Source organism: Arthrobacter sp. fls2-241-R2A-200 (assembly GCF_030209745.1).
Taxonomy (GTDB): Bacteria; Actinomycetota; Actinomycetes; order Actinomycetales; family Micrococcaceae; genus Arthrobacter.
Genome location: NZ_JARVRJ010000005.1, coordinates 270857 through 291346 on the forward strand (window position 1 = coordinate 270857; position 20490 = coordinate 291346).

The window sequence follows — 20490 nt, forward strand, 5'->3', positions numbered from 1 at the left end:
GAAGCTGACCGCCGCGGCCACCACCTATAGGAGACAGCCTGGTGCTGGAAGTAAACGACAGTGACCTGCCCGCAACCCTAGTCTTCGAAGCGCAGGGGTCCGTCGGCTGCGCCGCCTAGGTTGGTGATGATGTCGGTGGCGACCTTGGAGACTTTTTCGTTCCGGTGGCTTGATGCTTTGGTGATGAACTTGAAGGCTTCTTCCTGGGTGCAGCGGCTCTGGGCCATGATGGCCCCGCAGGCAAGGTCGATGACAGTTCTGGTGGCCATCGCCGTTTTCAGGTCGGTATTGAGTTGTTCCACAGTTTCTATCCGGATCGCCAGGCGCAAGGCGCTGCCGGCCACGTGCGCGAACGCCGCGGCTTCATCGACGACTTCAGGGGTGAAGAGACCGGGCTTGGACGCGAAGAAGTTCAGGACCGCTTCGGAGGACTCGCCCAGGTCCATAGGAACACCCAAAGCACTCCTGCATCCCTCGGCGGCCAGCGCTCGACTGTACTCAGGCCATGACACATCGGTTTCGACGTCGTCCAGCAACAGCGGCCTGCCCTGATCCAGGGCATCCAAGCACGGTCCCTGACCGAGGTTTTGTTCGATGTGGTCCAGGAGGACTGCCTTGTCGCTGCTGCCCGCAACCGTCGCCGTGCGTTTACGTCGGCGCAGGGTCAGTGCGCAGTCGATGTGATCCCCCGCGGCCCGGCTCATCGCGGTGGACGCGAAGCCTGTCACTCCTTGCAGGATGGCTTTGATGTCGGCTGTTCCGGTGACCAGTTCGTGGAGACTCAGGATCTGGTCTGTGTGTACGGGGGTTTCCATGAGCCCATGGTAGGTCCATTCTTCCCCCCGGCCCCGTTGTTCCGGAAAGCTGCTCCATGTAACGTAATTACTAAGCAAGCTGATTATTCAGTCTGCGCAGGAGGCCCCGCCGATAGTACTGGGATATCAGGAGATGAACGACCCGAGGCAAAAAGCACGAGACCTGCTCGAACAAGAGAACCTCACGCTTGAACGGTTATGGATCAAATACTGGGCCGAAGGCGGAAACGCCGGTCGGCTGGAACTGGACGCCTACGTGCACGAAGCATTGAAGCCGCACCCCTTCGAACTCACCCTTCTGGCCTGGGCCATGGAGGACCTTCACCCCTGACGGGCCACCGGGCATCAACCCCAGCCCAAGCCCCGCCCGCGGCGCAGTTGTGCGACCTGATTGGCCGGCATACGTCCCGTCAAACCGCCTTCACCTGACCGCCAGTACAAAGCATCGGCAGCATCACCGAAGGGTCAACACTGGTTCGCGGAGGACTAGTCTGAGACATGAGCGATCAGCAACAGACCTGGCACGACAGGCATAAGTCATCCCTCACCAAAGGCCAGCGAGCCGCTGACATCATGCGCAACGGGATGGGAAGCTGGCCTTTCGTTGGAAGCTTCATCGGCTTCATGATCATCTGGGCCGCAATCAACACCTGGGCACTGGCGGCGAAGGCATGGGATCCATACCCCTACATCCTTTTGAACCTCCTGCTCTCCATGCTGGCTGGGCTCCAGGGTGCCATCCTTCTCATTGCCGCCAAACGCCAGGACGCCATTGCTGCCGCCATGGCCCAGCACGACTACGACACGAATCTGAGGGCGAAGGAGGAGATCGAACTGCTGATAGCCGTCAACCGCGAACAACTGGAAATCCTCCACGAACTCAAGAAGACGGTTGCCATTAGAAGCACTTCAACATCGTGAACCGTCCTCGCCCACCGGGACTTTGAGGTCAGCAGCAAGATGCCGGGCGGATTCAGAATCAACTTCCCTTTATGTTCCGGTCATGACGGCGAACAGGTCGATTACTGTTTCCTCAGGAGGGGCTGTAAACCCTCCTTCGATGCCCGCCTGCATGCGCGGGAGAAGGATTTCATCCCTGAATTTTTCCCAGCTCTCTTTCGATTCATGCACTGCCATGATCGTCCATCCGCCGGCGGAGGCACCTCCCGCATGGAAGGTCTGCCCCTCCGGGAGCTGACCCTCGCCGGGGTGGACAGCAGCAATCGAGGCAAGGTACTGCTCTTGGGTGCCACCTGGAAAGAAGTGAACAATTCCGTACGATGTAGTAGCCATCACTGCTCCTAGGTCGGACCGCCGTGGTCCATGCCGCCAGTCCTAGTCCCAGCCCCTAGCGATGTCAATAGTTCCCGAAGGCAGGCGTTCCGCATTGTTGCGGCCCTCTTCATTGCCGACGCATCCAAGTGACCGCTGCCCCGTCCAGCATTGGCATAATGCTTCCTTCGCTAATGAATTGCGCAGACCTGGGTTCCGCTTCCGATGCCCACCAGCCACTCACGGGGCAGTGCTCCCCGGTGCGCCGGAGCCCGGGCATGCCGAAAGCCGTGCTGCGTCTTGTCTTCACGAGAATTCTGTTCTTCACCAGATACTCCAGTTTTCGAGTTGCACGATATGAAACAACGATGAATAACAGTAAACCGCTCCCGGGTTACATCATCATCTCGCGAAGGTTTCAGCCTTGTAACTTGGAAGGGGCCAGACAATCGAGGAACAAATCGACGGACGGGTGACGGCTGGTTCCTTGCGCAGCATAGAGGGCTGTTTGGGGTCGTCCAGCGATGGGGCGGGTAATGACGCCGGGCATCTGAAAGCGGCTTACGGATTCGGGAAGGATGGAGATGCCGAGGCCAGCGGATACCAGTCCAAGAACCGTTTCCTGGTGGACGACTTGCTGGACAATCTGGGGAGATGTTTCCAGGCCCTCGAACAAGCGAAGTACTCGGGCTACGAATCCGGGCATGAGGCGGTAAGGGAAGAGGATCATCGGTTCACCCTCCAGGTCCTGAGGTTGGATTTCCGCGCGTGACGCCAGGGTGTGCGTCTCTGGCAACACGGCGGTGAGGTCTTCGGTACTGACCAAGTCCATGCGCAGTCCGGGTATCTCACCTGGGTCACGAACCAGTCCGAGGTCCAAGTCGCCGTCGAGCAGCTGCTCGATCTGCTCGCCGCTGGTGAGAGGACTCAGCGCAAGCTCAACCCTGGGCCGCTGCTCGCGGAACCTCCGGATGGCCTCGGGGACGGTGGTGTAACTGGCCGAACTCACAAAGCCCAGCCGGATCCGACCGCTCATGCCGGCAGCCACGCTGGCAACGTCGTCGGCAGCTTCATCGAGTTCATGGACAGCTCCGTGGACGCGATGCCTGAACGCCTCACCAGCGGGGGTCAACGTCACCCTGCGCGTGGTGCGGTCAAACAGCTGAACGCCAAGTTCCCGCTCCAGCCGCCGGATGGCGACCGTCAGGGGCGGCTGCGTGAGGTGGAGACGTTCAGCCGCACGGCCGAAGTGGAGTTCCTCGGCAACTACAAGGAAGTACCGGAGCTGTCGTAGTTCCACATTGATTCTTTCGTTCGAAAGCAATAATCCTTACAAAAATGATATTGGACGCAGCACTTTTGTGAATGCGTAACTGGATGAAGCGATGTTACGAGCCAGCTACGCACCATGAAAGAGCACATATGGAAACGATCGAATACGCCGTTGTCGGAGCAGGGTTGTCCGGCGCTGCCGCAGCGTGGCATCTCGCCGCGCGCGGCCACGAGGTGGCCCTGCTTGAACGTACGACACCGGCCAATGACGCCGGCAGCTCCCACGGCTCCGCACGGATCTTCCGTTACGCCTACCCGGACACCTTCTACACCGGCCTTGTCCTCGAAGCGAAGCGCGGCTGGGACGAGCTTGCCCGTGTTAGTGGAAAGCGCCTGATCTCGGCAACGGGGGCGGTGGACTACGGAGCAATCCGTCAACCAGAACGCCTCGCCGCAGCGTTGGCTGTCCATGGCATCAATCACGAGTTGCTCACCGCCGAAGACGCCCGGACCCGCTGGCCCCAGATAGCCTTCGACACTCAAGTGTTGTGGCACCCCGACGCCGGCGTGATCGACGCGCACGAAGCCGTGACCGCCATGGTGGATCAGGCCGTTGCCTACGGTGCCGCAGTTCATACCAAGTGGGCCGTGGAAGCCGTTACCGGCTCGACTGGCAATTACACCCTAACGTCCAAGGATGGCCGCTCGATCAAGGCAGGGAACGTCATCGTCGCCGCAGGGGGCTGGCTCCCGCAACTGCTCGGCTCACTATCCCTGCCCCCGTCGTTCCGGGCCACCATGCCGACTCTGGAAGTACGCCAGGAACAGGCCTTCCACTTCCCCTACGCCGAGCCGACCACAGGCGACGCGCCATGGCCGACTTTCATTCACAAACGTGAAGGCTGGCAGGCATACGGCCTGCCGGGCGGCAGGGACGCGGGTTTCCGCGGACAGAAGGTCGCCGAGTACAACGGCGGGAAAATCCTGCCGTCGGCCGCAGCCCAGGACGGTATCATCGACCCCGCCAACCGCCGCGGCGTCATCGAATACGTCGAACAGTACCTTCCGGGACTGATCCCGGAACCGTACGCCGAGACCACCTGCCTCTTCACCAATACGCCCACGGAAGACTTCATTCTGGACCGTGCGGACGGAATCACCATCCTCTCTCCCTGCTCGGGGCACGGTGCCAAATTCGCACCACTGATCGGTCAATTTGCAGCCGACCTTGCCACCGGCGTCGGGACGGTCCCGGAACAGTTCCGTCTCGCCGCTCACGCTACAACTGCTGGAGCTCACTAATGGAAAGCGCCACCACCCCCCACTCCAGCGCCACCACAGCGACTGTGACGGGTCTTCTGTCCGACATCTCCGGCACGGGTACCGATCCTCTGCGCGGCGGCTACACCCGCCCGGTCTACTCCACGGCCGAACTGGACCTGCGGACGTGGTTCGTCGAACAGGCGAGCAAGCGCGGCCTAAGCATTGAAACCGACCGTAACGGCGCAATTTGGGCGTGGTGGGACATCCCTGGAGGGAACCGCGGCAACAGCATCGTCACCGGCAGCCACTTGGACTCAGTCCCCGGCGGCGGCCCGTTCGACGGTCCCCTGGGCGTTGCCTCAGCCCTCGTCGCCGTCGACATCCTCAAGGCCCGGATGAGCACCCCTGCTCGGCCTCTCGCCGTCGTGGTTTTTCCCGAGGAAGAAGGCTCCCGTTTTGGCGTCGCTTGCCTCGGCTCCCGACTGATGACCGGGGCCATCGATCCGGATAAGGCACGAAACCTCAGGGACCCGGACGGCAATACATTCGCCGACATTGCCAAGGCAAACGGCCTGGACCCGCGCCATGTCGGGCGTGACCAGCGACTTCTGGGGCAGATCGGGTCATTCGTTGAACTGCACGTCGAGCAGGGCCGGGGGCTGGTTGATTTCAAGCAACCCATCGCCATTGCTTCTTCCATCCTGGGCCATGGCCGATGGCGCATGACCATCCGCGGGCAGGGAAACCATGCCGGCACGACGCTGATGGTGGACCGGCGCGACCCCATGGTTGCGGCTTCCCGAATCGTGGTAGCCATCCGCGACGCTGCACGGAAGCAGCCCCACGCCCGGGCCACCGTCGGCAGGCTCCAGCCCGTCCCCGGAGGAACAAACGTCATCGCTTCCCGTGTGGACTTCTGGCTCGATGTCCGCCACCCGGACGACACCGTCACCGCTGCCCTCGTCGAAAACATCCATGCTCAGGCGCAACTGGCTGCCAATGAAGAAGGCTGCAGCGTCGAGTTGGCCGAGGAATCACTCAGCCCCACCGTCCATTTCGACCCCGGACTGCTGCAACAACTCCACGCTGCCTTGCCCGACGCCCCGATCCTGGACACCGGCGCCGGACACGATGCAGGAGTACTCTCACCGTTCGTGCCAACGGCAATGGTGTTTGTCCGCAATCCCAGCGGCGTCTCCCACTCCCCCGAAGAACACGTACTGGACGAGGACGCCGAAACCGGGGCGCAGGCACTGGCGGATGCACTCGCCGGCCTCATGAAGTAGTCCTCGGATAGCGGCATTCTCACTGCAGCGGTCGTCAGTTGAGAACGATGCCGCGAGAAGTTACACGCCGGAAACTTTGGAGTGACGGATCGGAAATCTGCCATCGGTTTACTGGTGGTTATCAACGTTTCATACCAAGAATCGCAATACCTAGGAGTTCATGTGTCCACTCAGATCAACTTCCGCTACTTGAGCGAACCCGACATGATCGAGGCCGGTGTCGGCGACCTGGTCCGGTGCACGGACGTGATGGAGGAAGCCCTGGTTCTCCTCCGCAAGGGGGACTACCGAATGGCCGGCGAGAACGGCAACTCCCACGGTGCCATGATCACCTTCCCGGAGAACCCTGAATTCGATGGTATGCCCAAGGACGGTCCGGACCGCCGGTTCATGGCCATGCCTGCCTACCTCGGTGGACGCTTCGGCACATCGGGCGTGAAGTGGTACGGCTCCAACACCGAAAACCGACAGAAAGGGCTCCCCCGTTCGATCCACGTGTTCGTCTTGAACGACAGCGACACAGGCGCGCCCCTTGCCATCATGAGCGCAAACCTCTTGAGCGCCTACCGCACCGGCGCCGTTCCCGGCGTCGGGGTCAAGCACCTCGCTAAAGCCGACGCCAAAGTCGCTGCAGTTGTTGGCCCGGGTGTCATCGCCCGCTCAGTCCTATCCACCACCCTGGCGCTGCGACCTTCCATCGACACTCTGTATGTCAAGGGCCGCAGCGAAGGAAGCACCAAAACCTTCGTTGACTGGGCAAAAGCGACCTTCCCGCAGCTCACCAGCGTCGCAGCAGCCGAGACCATCGAAGACGCAATCTCCGACGCCGACGTCGTCATGGCCACCACGTCCACCGACGCCGCCGGCAGCGACGCCTTCCCGTACTTCCCGAAACACGCCATCAAGCCCGGCGCACTGCTGCTCCTGCCGGCAGCAGCCCACTTCGACGACGACTTCCTCCAAGGAGACGCCCGCCTGGTCATCGACGCTGAAGGCCTCTACCAGGCCTGGCTCGAGGAATACGGACCCACCGCCTACCAGATTCTTGGCATCCCCGGATCGCACTGGTTCGGGCTGCTGGAGGACGGAAAAATCCCGGCCTCGAAAATCGAAGAGATCGCCGACATCGCCACCGGCAAACTCCCCGCCCGCCGGGACGACGAAGAAATCATCCTCTACTCCGTCGGTGGCATGCCCATCGAAGACGTCGCATGGGCAACCGACCTCTACCACGCTGCCGAAGAGAAGAACATCGGCACTGTCCTGAACCTTTGGGACACGCCAGCCCTGGCCTAACCCCAAGACCCGTGTGGGGGCAGTGGTCACCTGCCCCCACACGTACCACCACCGATCAACACGGACGAAGTGCTTTTGGAAAGGGGTTTCCCATGGATTCGGGAAATGTCGCCTGGCTGCTGGTCAGCTCGGCTTTGGTTTGCTTGATGATCCCGGCGTTGGCCCTCTTCTACGGCGGAATGGTGGGCTCCCGCCGCATCCTGAACATGATGATGATGTGCTTCGGCGGCGTCAGCATCGTCGCCGTACTGTGGGCCGCCTTCGGCTACTCCGCAGTCTTCGGCAATTCCATCGGAGGTCTCGGACTGATCGGGGACATCACGCAGTACCTGGGACTGGACCAACTACTCACCGATGACCCCAACGCTTCAATCCCACCGGCACTCTTTGCCGCATTCCAGCTCTTCTTCGCCGGCAGCACCACCGCCATCATCGCCGGCGCGGCAGCAGGACGCATGAAGTTCGGCGCGTGGATGCTCTTCGCGGCACTCTGGGCAACGGTGGTCTACCTGCCCATCGCCCACTGGGTCTTCGCCCTGAACTCCCCTGACGGCAGCACCACCGGAGGCTGGATACTGAACCGTCTCAAAGCAATCGACTTCGCCGGCGGCACTGCCGTCCACATCAACGCCGGAGTCGCCGCACTCGCACTCTCCCTTGTCCTCGGCCGCAGCGCCGGTTGGCCCAAAAGCGAACACGTACGCCCGCATAGCCGCCCACTCGTCCTCGTGGGCGCAGGACTCCTTTGGGTCGGCTGGTACGGATTCAACGCCGGCTCTGCCCTCGCCGCCGGAAACGCCGCGGCCGTCGTATTCCTGACCACCTCAGTGGCAGGCGCCGCCGCCCTCCTTGGCTGGATCGCCGTCGAACGCCTCCGCCGCGGCCGCGCCAGCAGCATCGGCGCCGCCTCCGGACTCGTGGCCGGCCTCGTTGCCATCACCCCCGCCTGCGGCGCTGTCAGCCCTCTGGGAGCCATCGCGATCGGGGCAATCGCCGGCGCTGTCTGCTCACTGGCCATCGAATGGAAGTACCGCCTGGGCTATGACGACTCCCTCGATGTGGTCGGCGTTCACCTGGTAGGCGGCATCATCGGCACACTGCTCATCGGCATCTTCGCCACCGAAGCCGCCCCCAACAAGACCGCAGGACTTCTCTACGGCGGCGGCTTTGGCCTGCTGTGGACACAAACCATAGCCACCGGCGCAGTGCTCCTGTACTCCTTCGCCGCAACCTGGATCGTGGCGAAGTTCGTCCAGATCACGGTGGGCCTCCGCATCAAACCCGAAGACGAACTACGCGGCATCGACCTCACGGCCCACGCCGAGGAAGCCTATCTCCTCGACGAAGAACCGGAGATGCTCGGCTCCCCCTCACGCTCCTGATGAAACTCATCCGATGTGCCGACATCGCCGAGTCTCCCTGGATCAACGGAGGTGGCAGCGTCAAAGTGATCGCCTCCGGAGTCATGGGCAAAGATGGCGCCGTCAATTGTGGGGCCGACAACTACTGGGCCTGGCGACTTTCCATAGCCGACGTTGGGCAGCCGGGGGACTTCTCCCGGCTGCCCGGCGTCAAGCGCATACTCACAGTTGTCAAAGGTGGTCCGCTTCGTCTCACCATTAACGGCAAGCCCCGTTTGGCTTCAGCCCTCCAGCCCCTGGCGTTCGACGGCAGCGCACCCACGACGGCGGCCCTGCCGCGCGGTCCGGTGAAGAACCTGAACCTCATGTGTCGGACCGGCCATGTTGGAGGCAGCGTGTCCATCATTCCGCTGCGGGAACACTTGCTGCTTCCACATCAGGCGGCTGTTCTACTGGAAGGCGAGGCCCGAGCGGATGATCAGGATCTACTCGGCCTGGACGCAGTGTTCGGTTCGAAAACAGAACCAACCTTGATCCGCGGCCAAGGGACGCTGGCGCTGATTGGGCTCTATCGGGCCGTCAGCCGTTGAAGCCGTTAGGGCACGTGTTTCTGACGCTGGGGGGTCAGGGGGCCGTCACCGCAAGGAAGCGGATGGGCAATTCCACCAGCCGTAGCGGCCCATGCGGACCTTCACCTTCAAAAACCAGTGAGTCTCCTGGCCGAAGTTCGTATTCGTAGGACCCGTGGCCGTAGACCATTCTGCCTTCAAGCATGTAGATGAACTCGGTGCCTACATGTTGGAACTGGGGAAACACATCCGAAGCACTCGTCAGAGTTACCAGGCTCGGCTCTATGGCTCGGTCACGTCGCTTCAGGGAGCCCAACGAACGGTACTCGTGCCCGTGGCGGGTCCCGCTCCGGACCGTGACGCTGCCCTCTCCCGCACGGGTGAGCGTGGCCTCACGTTCAGTGTCCGCGCCTTGGAACAGTGCAGTCACAGGGATATTCAAGCCTTGCGCCAGCCGCTGGAGAGTAGTAAGCGAGGAGGAGGTGCTTGCCGACTCGATCTTGGAAATCATCGCTTTCGACAGGCCTGCCCGGGTGGCCAGCTCAGCGGCCGACATCTCAGCGTCGAGCCTGTGCCGCTTTACCTGCGCGGCAATAACACCCTCCAACGGACCAAGAGCATCAAGCGCTTCCGGGCCGGTTTCGGGGACTTCTGCCTTCTCCGCCCGGCCAATAGTCATGAGTCGAGTATAAACAGGTGCCCCGCGTGCCGAGGGTGGAGGCTTATTTTGCGGCCACGGTTGCGGTTATTCGGACGAGGTAAGCGAAGCGCCGCGCCAACGCTTCGGTGTGTTCCCTCACGATTCGGTCTTGATTCTCGAAGGCCTTCATTCCGCGGTCTGCTCGTTCCTTAGTGACCACGTCAGTTTGGTTGATCAGAGTCAACCATTGCCGGTATACCGCTGGCGACAGCTCAGGGTGAAACTGAACGCCCCACGACATCTCCCCTACTCGGAAAGCCTGGTACGGATATTGCGCTGTCATCCCGAGCCAGACGGCCGAAGCCGGAAGTTGGCTGATCATGTCCCGATGCATGGCCCCCGCGAAGAAAGGGTCTGGCAAACCGGCCATCAGTTGATCCTGCGCGGCTTCGGCCCGCCAGGATATCTGTGCGACTCCTGCCTCCAGGCCCCGGTCGCCTTTGGTCACGGTTCCGCCGAACGTCTGTGCCATCAGCTGCGCTCCGAGACAAATCCCGAGCGTGGGCTTTCTCCTGCTGGCGGCGTCTGCCACGACGCGACGGATGTCGGAAAGCCAAGGATAGACATGGTCGTCCAAGGAACTCATGTCTCCGCCCAGAACCACCAGCGCATCCTGCTGGATGAAATCCGGGATCACCTCGCCTTTAAAAGGCTGAATAGTTCGGGTGGTTATCCCCTCGTCGTGCAACCACGGACCGAGACGGTCTATTGGGCAGTAGGGATCTGGCTGTATGACGAGGGCCTGCAGGCCCTCGGTGTCTGGGGACAGATCTGGTTCGTAGGTCATGCTCCAACTCCTAATCGGGAGGTCGCGATTTCCAACACCCTAAACGTAGCGAACAGCATCGCGGTTACCGCGTTCGCCTTCCCTCAGCGAAAGTCCCCGGTGTTCTGACCTGTGCTTTAGGTCAGAACACCGGGGGCTTCATTTAGCAGCGATTTAGCGTGCTGTTGTAGCGGGTTGTTCCTGGAAGGCCGGTACCACGTGTTCGATGAAGAGTTCGAGGGAGCGTTTCTTTTCCTCGTGGGTGAGGCTGTTGTCCGACCAGACGCTGAATTCGGTCACGCCGAGCGCTTCGTAGTGACGCAGCCGTTCGATGATTTCCTCAGGGGTGCCAATCATGGCTGTCTTGTGGAGGGCCTCGGCCGTGAACTCGGGGCGGTCCGCGAACTTTTCTTCGGGGCTGGGCTCGAGGAAGCCGTTCGTCGGGGTGGTCTTGTTGCCGAACCAGGCATCGAATGTCCGGTAGAACTTGTTGATGCCTTCTGCGGGGCGGCGCCAGCCTACCGGGTCCTCGGGTGAGTGGACGTGGGTGTGGCGGAGGACCATAAGGTCCGGGCGCGGGATCCCAGGGTTCTTCTCGACGGCGGAGTCGAACTTGCGCGCCAGGTCTTCGACTTCCTCGTCGCCCTTCATGAGGGGCGTCACCATGACGTTGCAGCCGTTTTCGACGGCGAACTCGTGCGAGGAAATGTCGCGGGCAGCAATCCACATGGGCGGCGTCGGCTTCTGGACGGGCTTGGGGACGCTGGTGGAGGTGGGGAACTGCCACACCTCTCCGTTGTGTTCGTAGTCGCCTTCCCACAGCTTCCGCACGGCGGGGACGAGTTCGCGGAGGTGCTTGCCGCCGTCGACTGCTGACATGCCGCCCATCAGGCGGTCGAACTCGAACTGGTAGGCGCCTCGGGCCAGCCCCACCTCCATGCGGCCGTTGCTGATGACGTCAAGCAGTGCGCACTCCCCCGCAACCCGGAGGGGGTTCCAGAACGGTGCGATGATGGTGCCGGCGCCGAGACGGATCTTGGAGGTCTTTGCTGCCAGGTAGGCGAGCTGGGGCATCGGGCTGGGCGAGATGGTGTACTCCATGGAGTGGTGCTCGCCGATCCACACAGTGCTGAAGCCACCGGCTTCGGCCATGAGGGTGAGCTCGGTCAGGTTCTCGAAGCATTCCTGGTGCGAGACGGACTCGTCCCAGCGTTCCATGTGGACGAAGAGGGAAAAGCGCATGAGTAATTCCTTCGTTCTGCGGCGGTTTACGCCTGGGCGTGATTGGTGGCAGTTGCCGGTTGGGTGGCTGCCTGGTTGCGTTCGGCGATGGTCTGGTTGCCGCGGGACCAGTGTTCGTGCTCGATTTCGCGAATGATGACGGTGGTGTTTTCCGGTACAGCGCCGACGGCTTTTTCGGCCGCAAGGTGCAGCTCGTTAATCAGGGAGCGGAGCTGCTCCGGGCTGCGGCCCCGTGCGATGGATACTTCGATGAGTGGCATTGGAAATTCCTTTAGCTGCGCATGATGAACGGGTCGGAGACAGGGCCTTCGTCGGTGTTGATCCAGACGCTCTTTAGCCGGGTGTATTCGTGCATGGACTCGAGTCCGTGTTCGACGCCGACACCGGAGTTCTTGAACCCCTGCCGCGGAGACATCGGGGACATGGCGCGGTACGTGTTGACCCAGACGGTGCCGGCTTCCAGCCGGCGTGCCATCCGGTGCGCCCGTGCCAGGTTCTGTGTCCAGATTCCGGCGGCGAGCCCGTATTCGGTGTCGTTGGCAAGGCCCACAACCTCGTCTTCGGAGTCGAAGGGCATGATCGCGGCGACCGGGCCGAAAATCTCTTCCCGAACAACGCGCATGGAGTTGTTGACGTCGGTCAGGACTGTGGGTGAGAAGAAGTAGCCGGGGAGGTCGGTGTCAGGGCGTTTGCCTCCGGTCCGTACGGTGGCGCCTTCGGAGACGCCCAGGTCCACGTACGAGCTGACCTTCTCCAGCTGCGCGCCGAAAGCGAGCGGACCGAGTTCGGTGGTGGCGAGCCGCGGGTCACCGATGATGATGGATGCCGCGCGTTCGGCGACGCGTTCAACAAGTTCGTCGTAGACGCTGCGGTGGGCGAAGACCCGGCTGCCGGCGATGCAGGTCTGTCCTGCAGCCGCGAAGATCCCGGCAATGACGCCCATGGCGGCGTTGGATACGTCCGCGTCCTCGAAGACGATGTTGGGGCTCTTGCCACCAAGCTCAAGGGTGGAGCCGATGAAGCGGGATGCGGTCTCCGCGGCGATTCGCGCCCCGGTCTGGGTCGATCCAGTAAAAGAAATCTTTGCGACGTCGCGGTGGCTGACCAAGGCGGCGCCGGCTTCCTGCCCGAAGCCCGTGACCACGTTGACCACACCGTCCGGGAACCCGGCCTGGGAGGCAAGTTCGGCGACGCGGAGGATCGTCCGGGACGTGTATTCGCTGGGCTTGATGACCACGGTGTTGCCGGCGGCCAGGGCTGGAGCAAGCTTGGAGGTGGTCAGCGTCAGCGGTGAATTCCAAGGCGTGATGGCTCCGACGACGCCGAGGGGTTCTCGCTGCGTGTAGTTCAGCATCGTGATGGAGTTGGTGGGGATTTGGCTGCCCTGAACTTTGTCGGCAAGCCCGGCGTAGTAGTACAGGTACTCGGGCAGGGAGGCGAGCTGGCCTCGCATTTCCCGCAGGAGCTTGCCGTTGTCGAGGGTTTCCATCTCGGCGAGCTCATCGGCGTGCTCACCGATCAGGTCGCCGAGGCGGCGGAGGAGGTGGCCGCGCTTGGTGGCCGTGAGGTCACGCCACAAGGGGGATTCAAACGCGTCCTTGGCTGCTGCCACGGCACGGCGGACGTCTTCCTCGGTTCCCCTTGCTGCCTGATACAGCACTTCGAGTGTGGCGGGGTTGGTGCTGGGGAAGTATTCCCCGCCAGCGGGAGCAGTCCAGGTGCCCCCGATGAAGTGGTCGTAGCGGAGTTCAACGGACATCGGAATGCTCCTTGATAAAGGCGGTCAGCGTGTGGGCGAGCTCCTGGGGTCGCTCGACCGGCATCATGTGACGTGCGCCGGGGATGATGGAGTAGGTGCAGCCGGGGATGGCCGCGGCAAGCCGTGCGCTCATCTCCGGGGTCGAGCCCGGGTCCAGTTCGCCTGTCACGGCGTGGGCGGGTACAGAAATGTGAGGTAGTTCGGGTGCGATGTCAGCGTCGCCGGTGGCAAATACCCGGTAGCAGGCCAGGAAGGACTTAGGGTCGTTCTTCTGCAATACCGCACGTGTTGTTTCGACCAGTTCTGCCGGAACGTTGGATCCCTCGGGATACCAGCGTTGGATGGATGCCTCGATCGTTGCCGGGAAATCCGATTGCGCGGAGGCCAACCTGACCATGACGGCGGCGTGCTCCTGGGGCGTACGGGTACACACGGATGCCACTGACACGAGGCTGGCGACCAAATCAGGGCGGAACCGGGCGAGGTGCTGCGCCACGAGGGCGCCGAGCGAGAAGCCCACCAGATGGGTATTCGGTTCGAGCTGTTCGGCGATGTCCGCCGCGAGCCGGGCAAGTGTGATTCCTTCGGGTGCCGGCGGACGGTGGCCGTGTCCAAGGAGTTCAAGGACCTGGACGTCGTATTCCGGTTCCAGGAATTCACGAAGGGGATTCCACATCGATCCGTCCAGTCCCACCCCGTGGATCAGTGTGACACGCTCGCGGCTCACGGCGGTTGACACCTCAGTTCTTTTCGGTGGAGAAGGCTGCCAGGCGTTGCTGGGGCCGGCCCTGGGCAGCGGCGGCGAGGGCGATCACGATTTCATCAGCATGTGGCGCATCATTGATGCGGATTTCGATGCTCTGGTGGTGGGAGCGGATGGTCGCGTCGGTGATGTGCTTGAGCGGGATGTCGAAGATAACACCGGCGGGGCCGCGCTTTTCGACGGCTGGCAGAAGCGTGGTGGCGTTCGCGGCGTCCCGGAAGTGGTTGCCGAACGCGAGGGTGTGAATAAGCCCGGATCCGTGCTCTATTTCGCCGTTGAGCCCGACGATGGCTGCTTTGCCGTACGCTTCGGCGGGCGCGCCGAGGGCTTCCAGTACTCGGGGGGCGAGCAGGGCGCCGAGGTCGGAGGCGTGTGCGTCGATGCCTTCGGAGAGGTCTTCAACGAAGCCCTGGCCGGCCCAGGGGTTCTTGACGATGGCTGCGACCACCGCGACGCGGGCGGCGGGACTGACTTCCCGGCCCCCTTCGGTGAGGATGTCTTCGGTGACGGTGACGATTTTTCGGATGCTCATGGAACAAGTTCTCCTAGCGTTTCTGCTTTGACGATTGGATCGGTGAGACGGTCACCGATGCGGGAGTGGGGCCGGGGGCCTGTTGAGGCCCCGACAACGACGACGATCTCGTCCGGGCGGGGTGCGTCACTGACGCGGGTGGTAATGGTTTGGTAGTGGGTCCGTGTTGCTGCCGCGTTCTTGTGCCACAGCGGAACGACGAGCGAGGATCCGGCATCGGCGCGGTCATCGGCGAAGCAGATGATCGACTCGCCTTCGAAAAATTCACGCACCAGGTTGCCGAAGAAAGGGGTGTGAATGAGCGCCGCGCCATGTTCGATTTCGCCGTCGGTCCCGACGATCGCCGCTTTGCCGAACGCCTGGATCGCTTCCACGCCGCCGAGGTTGGCGGCAAGCACATCGGTGAGCTTGCGTGCCAAGACGGGGGCGAGCCGGACTACTTCGGCGCCGAGGTCATCGGTAGGCTTTCCACCCAGCCAAGGGTTGGTGACCACTGCCGCTGCCGTGGCGCGGACTGCCGGCTTGGCCGGGGAGAGACCGTTCTCGCTCAGGATTTCTTCGCTGTAGTAGACGATTTTGCGGATGCCGAATCTTTGGTCGTTCATCATTCGGTCTCATCATTCATGGAGAAGCGCATGGCTTCCTTTCGTGGTGGGTTTAACGCCGGGGGTCCGTTGCCGGGTCGCTCAGCGCCTCTCTCGAAGAGGCATGAACGTGGTTCCTCATGGCAGATTCGGCTCCGAAGGGGTCTTTGTGTTCGATCATTTCCAGGACTGCGCGGTGTTCCCGCGTGGAAGCTTCGAGCCGGCCGGGATGTTCAACCGTGCGCAGGACCAGCCGCTGGTAGGCGAGTTGGTTCATGAGCCGCTCGTAATGCTCCACGAGCTTGGTGTTGTCCGAACCCCGGACGATGGTCCAGTGGAACTCGTGGACGAGCCGCGCGTACGCGTCGGTGTCATGCGTAAGCGAGGCCATTTCCGATTCTTCAAGATTCCGCCGCAAAACAGCCAGTTCCGCGACCTCCCCTCGGCGGGCCAGCAGGGATGCCGCGAGCCCCTCCATGGATTCCTTGAGCTGGAAGAGCTCGATGATCTCCCTGCGCGTGGGCTCCCGTACAAAGGTGCCAACCTTCGGGCGGATCTCCACTAGACCTTCGTGCTGAAGCTGCTTCAACGCTTCCCGGATCGGCGTCCGGCTTACATCGAACTCCTGAGCCAGGAAAGCTTCCGGCAGGACCGCCCCGGGAGGGAAGTCGCCTCCCAGAACAAGCCGGCGGATCCGATACAGGAGGCCGTCCTGTTCGGCCGCCTCCCCTACTGTTACGAGATCATCTTGCATACATGAAAGCATATGTTGCATACATGAAGAGCGTCAACACTTCTTCTGAATCCGTTGGAAAACTGCCTAAAACCGGGAGTTTCCGCGAATTAGTTCGATCCTCTTGACCTTCTCTTGTGAGCTGCATTACCGTAATTGGTATGCAACAGACCTTGGAACCACTTATTACATCGGCGTGGCTGGCAGCCTGGGACAAGGGTGACTTAGAAGCCCTGGACAGCTTGGTAGCCCCCGGTTACACGCGTACCAGCAAGGCAACGGGCGCAACCGTTGACCTTACCGGCCTTAAGTCAGAGATCTCGGCGGTCCGGGAAGCTTTTCCCGACCTGCGCACTACGGTCGATGACGTCGTCGAAGGAGATGGCACCGTTGCCGTTTTCTGGACCTCCACCGGCACCCACACCAACGAATACCTCGGAGTACCCCCGACGGGACTTACCGTCCAGACCCGCGGCTCGAACATCCTCACGCTGGAAAACGGGAAGATCCTTACGGAGTCGGTGACCTGGGACGGCAGCGAACTGCTTGCCGGCTTGGGCATCAGGCCCTTGCGCGGCATCGCCGCACCGGCGGCCTCCGACGGCGGGGACTTCCCCGAACTGGACCCGGATCTGATGAAGTCCTTCAACCGGCAGTTCATCACCGGGGTCACGGTGGTCACCACGAAGGAAGGGGAGACGCCCAAGGGGCTGGCCGCGAACTCTTACTGCTCCGTTTCGCTCGAACCACCGCTGGTGCTCGTCTGCGTCCAGAAGACCTCGAGCACTTATTCCGCCCTCTTCTCCTCAAGCCACCTGGGCATCAACATCCTTGGCACTGAACAGCTGGACACAGTCAAGGTTTTCGCCTCCAAAGCACCCAACAAGTTCGCCGAACTCGACTGGCACCAAGGACCCAACGGGAGCCCTCTGCTGGACGGCTCCGCAGCTTCCCTGGAAGCAGAAATCCAGGAACGCTTCCAGGCCAAGACCCACACCGTTTTTATCTGCCGGGTCCGCCACGCCGAAACCAGCGACACCACCCCGATGGTTTACAAGGCCGGACGGTTTTTCGACGGCGCTGAACTCGCCGAACTCTAAAAAGGCCGGCGGGGCTGGCCACCATCCGACAGGCACCAGCCGCGCCGACCCAATCTGCTCGTAAGCAGCGCACCAAAGGTGCGCCTTCCACATTAGGACATAAGATGAGCCCTGACACCATGCGTGCCGGTGAAGACAGCGTCGCCGAAGACCGCGGCTACCGCAACAGCCTCACCAAAATCGAGCCCTACGGCATCGAACACATCCCCGACGTCGAACGCCACGGGAAACCCCGCTCCCAGTTCTTCCTCTGGTTCGCCGCAGGGATGAACTTCCCCATCGTCGTCCTGGGCTTCAGCGCCACCTACTTTGGGCTGCCCTTCTGGGCCGCGGCGTTGGCCATCATCCTTGCCGGGGTGACCTCCTCAGCAGGAATGGGGTACCTGTCACAGATGGGAGTCCGGCTCGGAGTCCCGCAGCAAATGCAAGGCCGCGGACCACTTGGCTTCATCGGCAACCTCTTCCCGGTCGCCTACGTGAATGTCTTCGCCGGCATCGGCTGGGCTGCCGTCACCGTCATTCTGGGCGGCAAGGCTATCTCCCTGCTCACCGACATTCCTTTCTGGCTTTCCTCGCTGGCCCTCATGGGAATCCAGCTTGGCGTTGCCGTGATCGGCTATAACCTGATCCATTTCCTGCAGCGGATCCTCTCCTTTGTCCTGGTAATCGGATTCGTCTTCATCACCGTGGTTGCCGCCGCCAACGGACGAGTCGAAACAGACTTCAACGTCGCCGCCAAGGGCTTTGATGGTGTCGGTGGGTGGATCATCTTCTTCGGCTGGTTCTTCTCCTTCATCGTCGCCTGGATGCCCTTCGCCTCCGACTACTCCCGCTACCTCCCCAACACCGCAGGGAACCGGCGCGGCGCCGGCTGGGCCACCATGCTCGGCAACTTCGTCACCCTCGTCTGGATGGGCATCCTCGGGACCCTCCTGGGCACCACGACCACAGCGTCCGACAGCATCGGCGCCCTCAAAGAGCTCATGGGGCCCTGGGCCGCCGTCGGCCTCGGCGTCGTCGCACTATCTTCCTTTACCCAGAACTTCCTCAACGTCTACGGCGGCGCCATCTCCATCCAAACGATGGGCGTACCGGTCAAGCGGCACACCGCAGTTATCTTCATCTGCATCGCCTCCTACCTGGTGGCCCAGTGGGGCCAGACAGGATTCAACGAAGGCTTCACCGCCTTCCTGAACCTGACCGCCTACTGCATCGCCCCCTACGTCGCCGTCCTGGTCTGCGACTACCTGTTCGGCGGCCGACGCACCGACCGCGGCCTGCGGGAACTGTTCGACAAGTCCCGCAAATTCGAGTGGGGCTTCGTGGCCTGGGCCGCCGGCGTCGTCCTTTCCTCCCCCTTCTGGATGTCCTCCATCTATACCGGCCCCATCGCCGCAGCCTTCCCGGGGATCGGTGACCTTTCCTACTACGTCGGAGCCGCCGTCGCGGTCGGTGTTTACTTCGCCACCCACCGGCGTCAGCGCCTCTCCGGCCACGAGATGCTGGACCGCACCCCCGCCGGACAAACGCTGTGACCGGCGCCCCTCGCCCCGGCATGGCCAGGCTCGTCGTCATCGACATGCAGCGGGTCTTCCAGGACGAGGGGCAATGGCAGGTTCCCCGCTACGACGAGATCGTGCCGGTTATCGAACGGCTCCAGCGCGAATGCGGATCCAGCGCCGTGTTCACCCGCTTCGTCCGGGACGAGGCCGAACACGGCGCTTGGGCCGCTTACTACCAGCGCTGGAACGAGATGCGATACCCAGCCGATTCCAACGCCTGGGACATCACCTTGGATGTCCCAGGCGGGGCAACGGTAGTTGACGCGTCGACGTTCTCCAAGTGGGGGCCACAGCTGGCAGCCCTCGTCCCGGAAGGGACGGAAATGATCCTGACCGGAGTAGCCACTGACTGCTGCGTCCTGTCCACTGCGCTTGGCGCCATTGACGCCGGACGTTTCGTCACCGTCATTTCCGATGCCTGCGCCGCCGTCACCGATCAAGCCCAGCAACAAACGCTGGCCCTCCTTGACCTCCTCTCACCGATGTGTGAAGTGATGACCAGCGACCAGTTCCTCACCCGTACAGTACGCAACACCCACTACTCCCACCTGTGAAAACCTGCAACATCCGGAGCACCACATGAGCGCCCTGACACTGCCAACGACGGTCCGCGAGGACCCCAATCCCACCAACAGACTCCCCCGAGAAGTTATCGCGGCCGTCGTTCAGTGGCGCGGGCGGATCGCTCTCTTCAAGCGCAGCCAGTCCGTGGGACACGAACGCGGTCTCTGGCACTGCATCACCGGGTACCTCGAGCCGGACGTGAGCCCGGAACAACAAGCACTGACCGAGATCGAGGAAGAAGCAGGACTCACGCGAGATGACCTCGCCGATTTTCAACGCGGAGAACAACTCCTGATCCCCGACCACGAGGGAAACCCCTGGCTGGTGCACACCTTCACCGCGACAACCACCCGCCGCAGACTGACCATCAACGACGAACACGACACCTACCGCTGGAGCATCCCCTCCAAAATCAGCCGTTTCTCCAACCGAGTCCCCTGGCTGGACGCCGTCATCGAGGCAGCACCACACCGGACAGGAGAACCATGACCTCCAAGAGGTTCCCGCGTGGTCCATCTCCACTTCCAGCCATCCCCGCCATGAACCCAGCCGGTTGAACTCTCAGACACCCGAGCTACGCATAGTAAGGAGCCCCACGTGGCCGAAAACGTGACTTTGACGATTGACCGCGAAACCGAACTGCTCGCGTCTGTTCCCACTGGCCTGCTGATCAACGGCGAATGGGTGGAGGCGTCCGACGGCGGCACGTTCGATGTGCACGATCCCGCCACCGGGCAGGTGCTCGCCACCCTCGCTTCCGCCACCAGCGAAGACGCGGTCGCGGCGCTGGACGCAGCGGACGCCGCCCAGGCCTCCTGGGCACGCACCGCGCCCCGCGTGCGGGCCGAGATCCTGCGCCGCGCCTTCGACCTGGTCACCGAACGCGCCGAGGACTTCGCGCTGCTGATGACCTTGGAAATGGGCAAACCCCTTGCCGAGGCCCGCGGCGAGGTCACCTACGGGGCCGAGTTCCTGCGCTGGTTCTCCGAGGAAACAGTCCGCGACTACGGCCGCTACCTCACCACCCCCGAAGGCAAGAACAAGATCCTGG

General features: G+C 62.3%; 24 protein-coding genes. 12 read left to right on the forward strand and 12 right to left on the reverse strand.

The window, feature by feature from the left end; translation table 11 throughout:
- Positions 1-77: 77 nt before the first annotated feature.
- Positions 78-815, reverse strand: a complete 738-nt coding sequence (locus QRN42_RS06790) for a GAF and ANTAR domain-containing protein (protein WP_284976707.1) — start codon at positions 813-815, stop codon at positions 78-80.
- A 133-nt stretch (positions 816-948) separates the two neighbouring features.
- Here QRN42_RS06790 and QRN42_RS06795 point away from each other — a divergent pair, with 133 nt between their 5' ends.
- A complete protein-coding gene (locus QRN42_RS06795) occupies positions 949-1146 on the forward strand; it encodes a hypothetical protein (RefSeq protein ID WP_284978497.1) in 198 nt (65 codons plus the stop codon).
- A 167-nt stretch (positions 1147-1313) separates the two neighbouring features.
- Complete coding sequence (locus tag QRN42_RS06800) at positions 1314-1736, forward strand: DUF1003 domain-containing protein (protein ID WP_284978498.1); 423 nt, start codon at positions 1314-1316, stop codon at positions 1734-1736.
- 69 nt (positions 1737-1805) lie between these two features.
- On the opposite strand, the gene QRN42_RS06805 is transcribed toward QRN42_RS06800, so the two are convergent.
- Positions 1806-2108 carry a hypothetical protein gene (locus QRN42_RS06805; RefSeq protein ID WP_284978499.1) on the reverse strand — a complete coding sequence of 101 codons (303 nt, stop codon included), beginning with the start codon at positions 2106-2108 and terminating at the stop codon, positions 1806-1808.
- A 397-nt stretch (positions 2109-2505) separates the two neighbouring features.
- The gene (locus QRN42_RS06810) at positions 2506-3387 is read right to left on the reverse strand and encodes a LysR substrate-binding domain-containing protein (RefSeq protein WP_284978500.1); all 882 of its coding nucleotides are present in this window, start codon (positions 3385-3387) and stop codon (positions 2506-2508) included.
- Between the two features lie 122 nt (positions 3388-3509).
- On the opposite strand from QRN42_RS06810, the gene QRN42_RS06815 reads away from it, so the two are divergent.
- The 5 genes from QRN42_RS06815 to QRN42_RS06835 all read left to right on the forward strand — a co-directional run bounded on the left by QRN42_RS06815 (position 3510) and on the right by QRN42_RS06835 (position 9155).
- Positions 3510-4661, forward strand: a complete 1152-nt coding sequence (locus QRN42_RS06815) for an FAD-dependent oxidoreductase (protein ID WP_284978501.1) — start codon at positions 3510-3512, stop codon at positions 4659-4661.
- Positions 4661-5908: an allantoate amidohydrolase gene (locus QRN42_RS06820; RefSeq protein ID WP_284978502.1), complete on the forward strand. Its 1248-nt coding sequence runs from the start codon at positions 4661-4663 to the stop codon at positions 5906-5908. The genes QRN42_RS06815 and QRN42_RS06820 overlap by 1 nt, the downstream gene beginning before the upstream one ends.
- 162 nt (positions 5909-6070) lie before the next feature.
- Positions 6071-7204, forward strand: coding sequence for a tyramine oxidase subunit B (locus QRN42_RS06825; protein WP_284978503.1), 1134 nt, complete (start codon positions 6071-6073; stop codon positions 7202-7204).
- 92 nt (positions 7205-7296) lie between these two features.
- Positions 7297-8586 (forward strand): ammonium transporter, encoded by a 1290-nt coding sequence (locus QRN42_RS06830; protein ID WP_284978504.1) that lies wholly within the window; start codon positions 7297-7299, stop codon positions 8584-8586.
- Complete coding sequence (locus QRN42_RS06835; protein ID WP_284978505.1) at positions 8586-9155, forward strand: HutD/Ves family protein; 570 nt, start codon at positions 8586-8588, stop codon at positions 9153-9155. The genes QRN42_RS06830 and QRN42_RS06835 overlap by 1 nt, the downstream gene beginning before the upstream one ends.
- Before the next feature lie 34 nt (positions 9156-9189).
- Here QRN42_RS06835 and QRN42_RS06840 read toward each other — a convergent pair whose 3' ends face one another.
- The 9 genes from QRN42_RS06840 to QRN42_RS06880 all read right to left on the reverse strand — a co-directional run bounded on the left by QRN42_RS06840 (position 9190) and on the right by QRN42_RS06880 (position 16234).
- Positions 9190-9813 (reverse strand): helix-turn-helix domain-containing protein, encoded by a 624-nt coding sequence (locus tag QRN42_RS06840; protein WP_284978506.1) that lies wholly within the window; start codon positions 9811-9813, stop codon positions 9190-9192.
- A 43-nt stretch (positions 9814-9856) separates the two neighbouring features.
- The gene (locus tag QRN42_RS06845) at positions 9857-10621 is read right to left on the reverse strand and encodes a type 1 glutamine amidotransferase (RefSeq protein ID WP_284978507.1); all 765 of its coding nucleotides are present in this window, start codon (positions 10619-10621) and stop codon (positions 9857-9859) included.
- Between the two features lie 153 nt (positions 10622-10774).
- Positions 10775-11842: an LLM class flavin-dependent oxidoreductase gene (locus QRN42_RS06850; protein WP_284978508.1), complete on the reverse strand. Its 1068-nt coding sequence runs from the start codon at positions 11840-11842 to the stop codon at positions 10775-10777.
- Positions 11843-11868: 26 nt separating this feature from the next.
- Positions 11869-12102 (reverse strand): tautomerase family protein, encoded by a 234-nt coding sequence (locus QRN42_RS06855; RefSeq protein ID WP_284978509.1) that lies wholly within the window; start codon positions 12100-12102, stop codon positions 11869-11871.
- Positions 12103-12113: 11 nt separating this feature from the next.
- Positions 12114-13601 (reverse strand): aldehyde dehydrogenase, encoded by a 1488-nt coding sequence (locus QRN42_RS06860; protein ID WP_284978510.1) that lies wholly within the window; start codon positions 13599-13601, stop codon positions 12114-12116.
- Positions 13591-14328: an alpha/beta fold hydrolase gene (locus tag QRN42_RS06865; protein ID WP_284978511.1), complete on the reverse strand. Its 738-nt coding sequence runs from the start codon at positions 14326-14328 to the stop codon at positions 13591-13593. The genes QRN42_RS06860 and QRN42_RS06865 overlap by 11 nt, the downstream gene beginning before the upstream one ends.
- Positions 14329-14341: 13 nt before the next feature.
- Positions 14342-14896, reverse strand: a complete 555-nt coding sequence (locus tag QRN42_RS06870) for an amino acid synthesis family protein (protein ID WP_284976723.1) — start codon at positions 14894-14896, stop codon at positions 14342-14344.
- The gene (locus tag QRN42_RS06875) at positions 14893-15504 is read right to left on the reverse strand and encodes an amino acid synthesis family protein (RefSeq protein ID WP_284976724.1); all 612 of its coding nucleotides are present in this window, start codon (positions 15502-15504) and stop codon (positions 14893-14895) included. The genes QRN42_RS06870 and QRN42_RS06875 overlap by 4 nt, the downstream gene beginning before the upstream one ends.
- A 49-nt stretch (positions 15505-15553) precedes the next feature.
- A complete protein-coding gene (locus tag QRN42_RS06880; RefSeq protein WP_284976725.1) occupies positions 15554-16234 on the reverse strand; it encodes a GntR family transcriptional regulator in 681 nt (226 codons plus the stop codon).
- Positions 16235-16374: 140 nt separating this feature from the next.
- Here QRN42_RS06880 and QRN42_RS06885 point away from each other — a divergent pair, with 140 nt between their 5' ends.
- The 5 genes from QRN42_RS06885 to QRN42_RS06905 form a co-directional block, all read left to right on the forward strand.
- Positions 16375-17313, forward strand: a complete 939-nt coding sequence (locus QRN42_RS06885; RefSeq protein WP_284976726.1) for a flavin reductase — start codon at positions 16375-16377, stop codon at positions 17311-17313.
- 104 nt (positions 17314-17417) lie between these two features.
- Complete coding sequence (locus tag QRN42_RS06890) at positions 17418-18848, forward strand: purine-cytosine permease family protein (RefSeq protein WP_284976727.1); 1431 nt, start codon at positions 17418-17420, stop codon at positions 18846-18848.
- Complete coding sequence (locus QRN42_RS06895) at positions 18845-19429, forward strand: cysteine hydrolase family protein (RefSeq protein ID WP_284978512.1); 585 nt, start codon at positions 18845-18847, stop codon at positions 19427-19429. Before QRN42_RS06890 ends, QRN42_RS06895 begins: the two co-directional genes overlap by 4 nt.
- A 25-nt stretch (positions 19430-19454) precedes the next feature.
- Positions 19455-19928, forward strand: coding sequence for an NUDIX domain-containing protein (locus QRN42_RS06900; RefSeq protein ID WP_284978513.1), 474 nt, complete (start codon positions 19455-19457; stop codon positions 19926-19928).
- A gap of 120 nt (positions 19929-20048) precedes the next feature.
- Positions 20049-20490, forward strand: a 442-nt coding sequence (locus tag QRN42_RS06905; RefSeq protein WP_284978529.1) for an aldehyde dehydrogenase family protein, incomplete at its 3' end; no start/stop codon positions are given.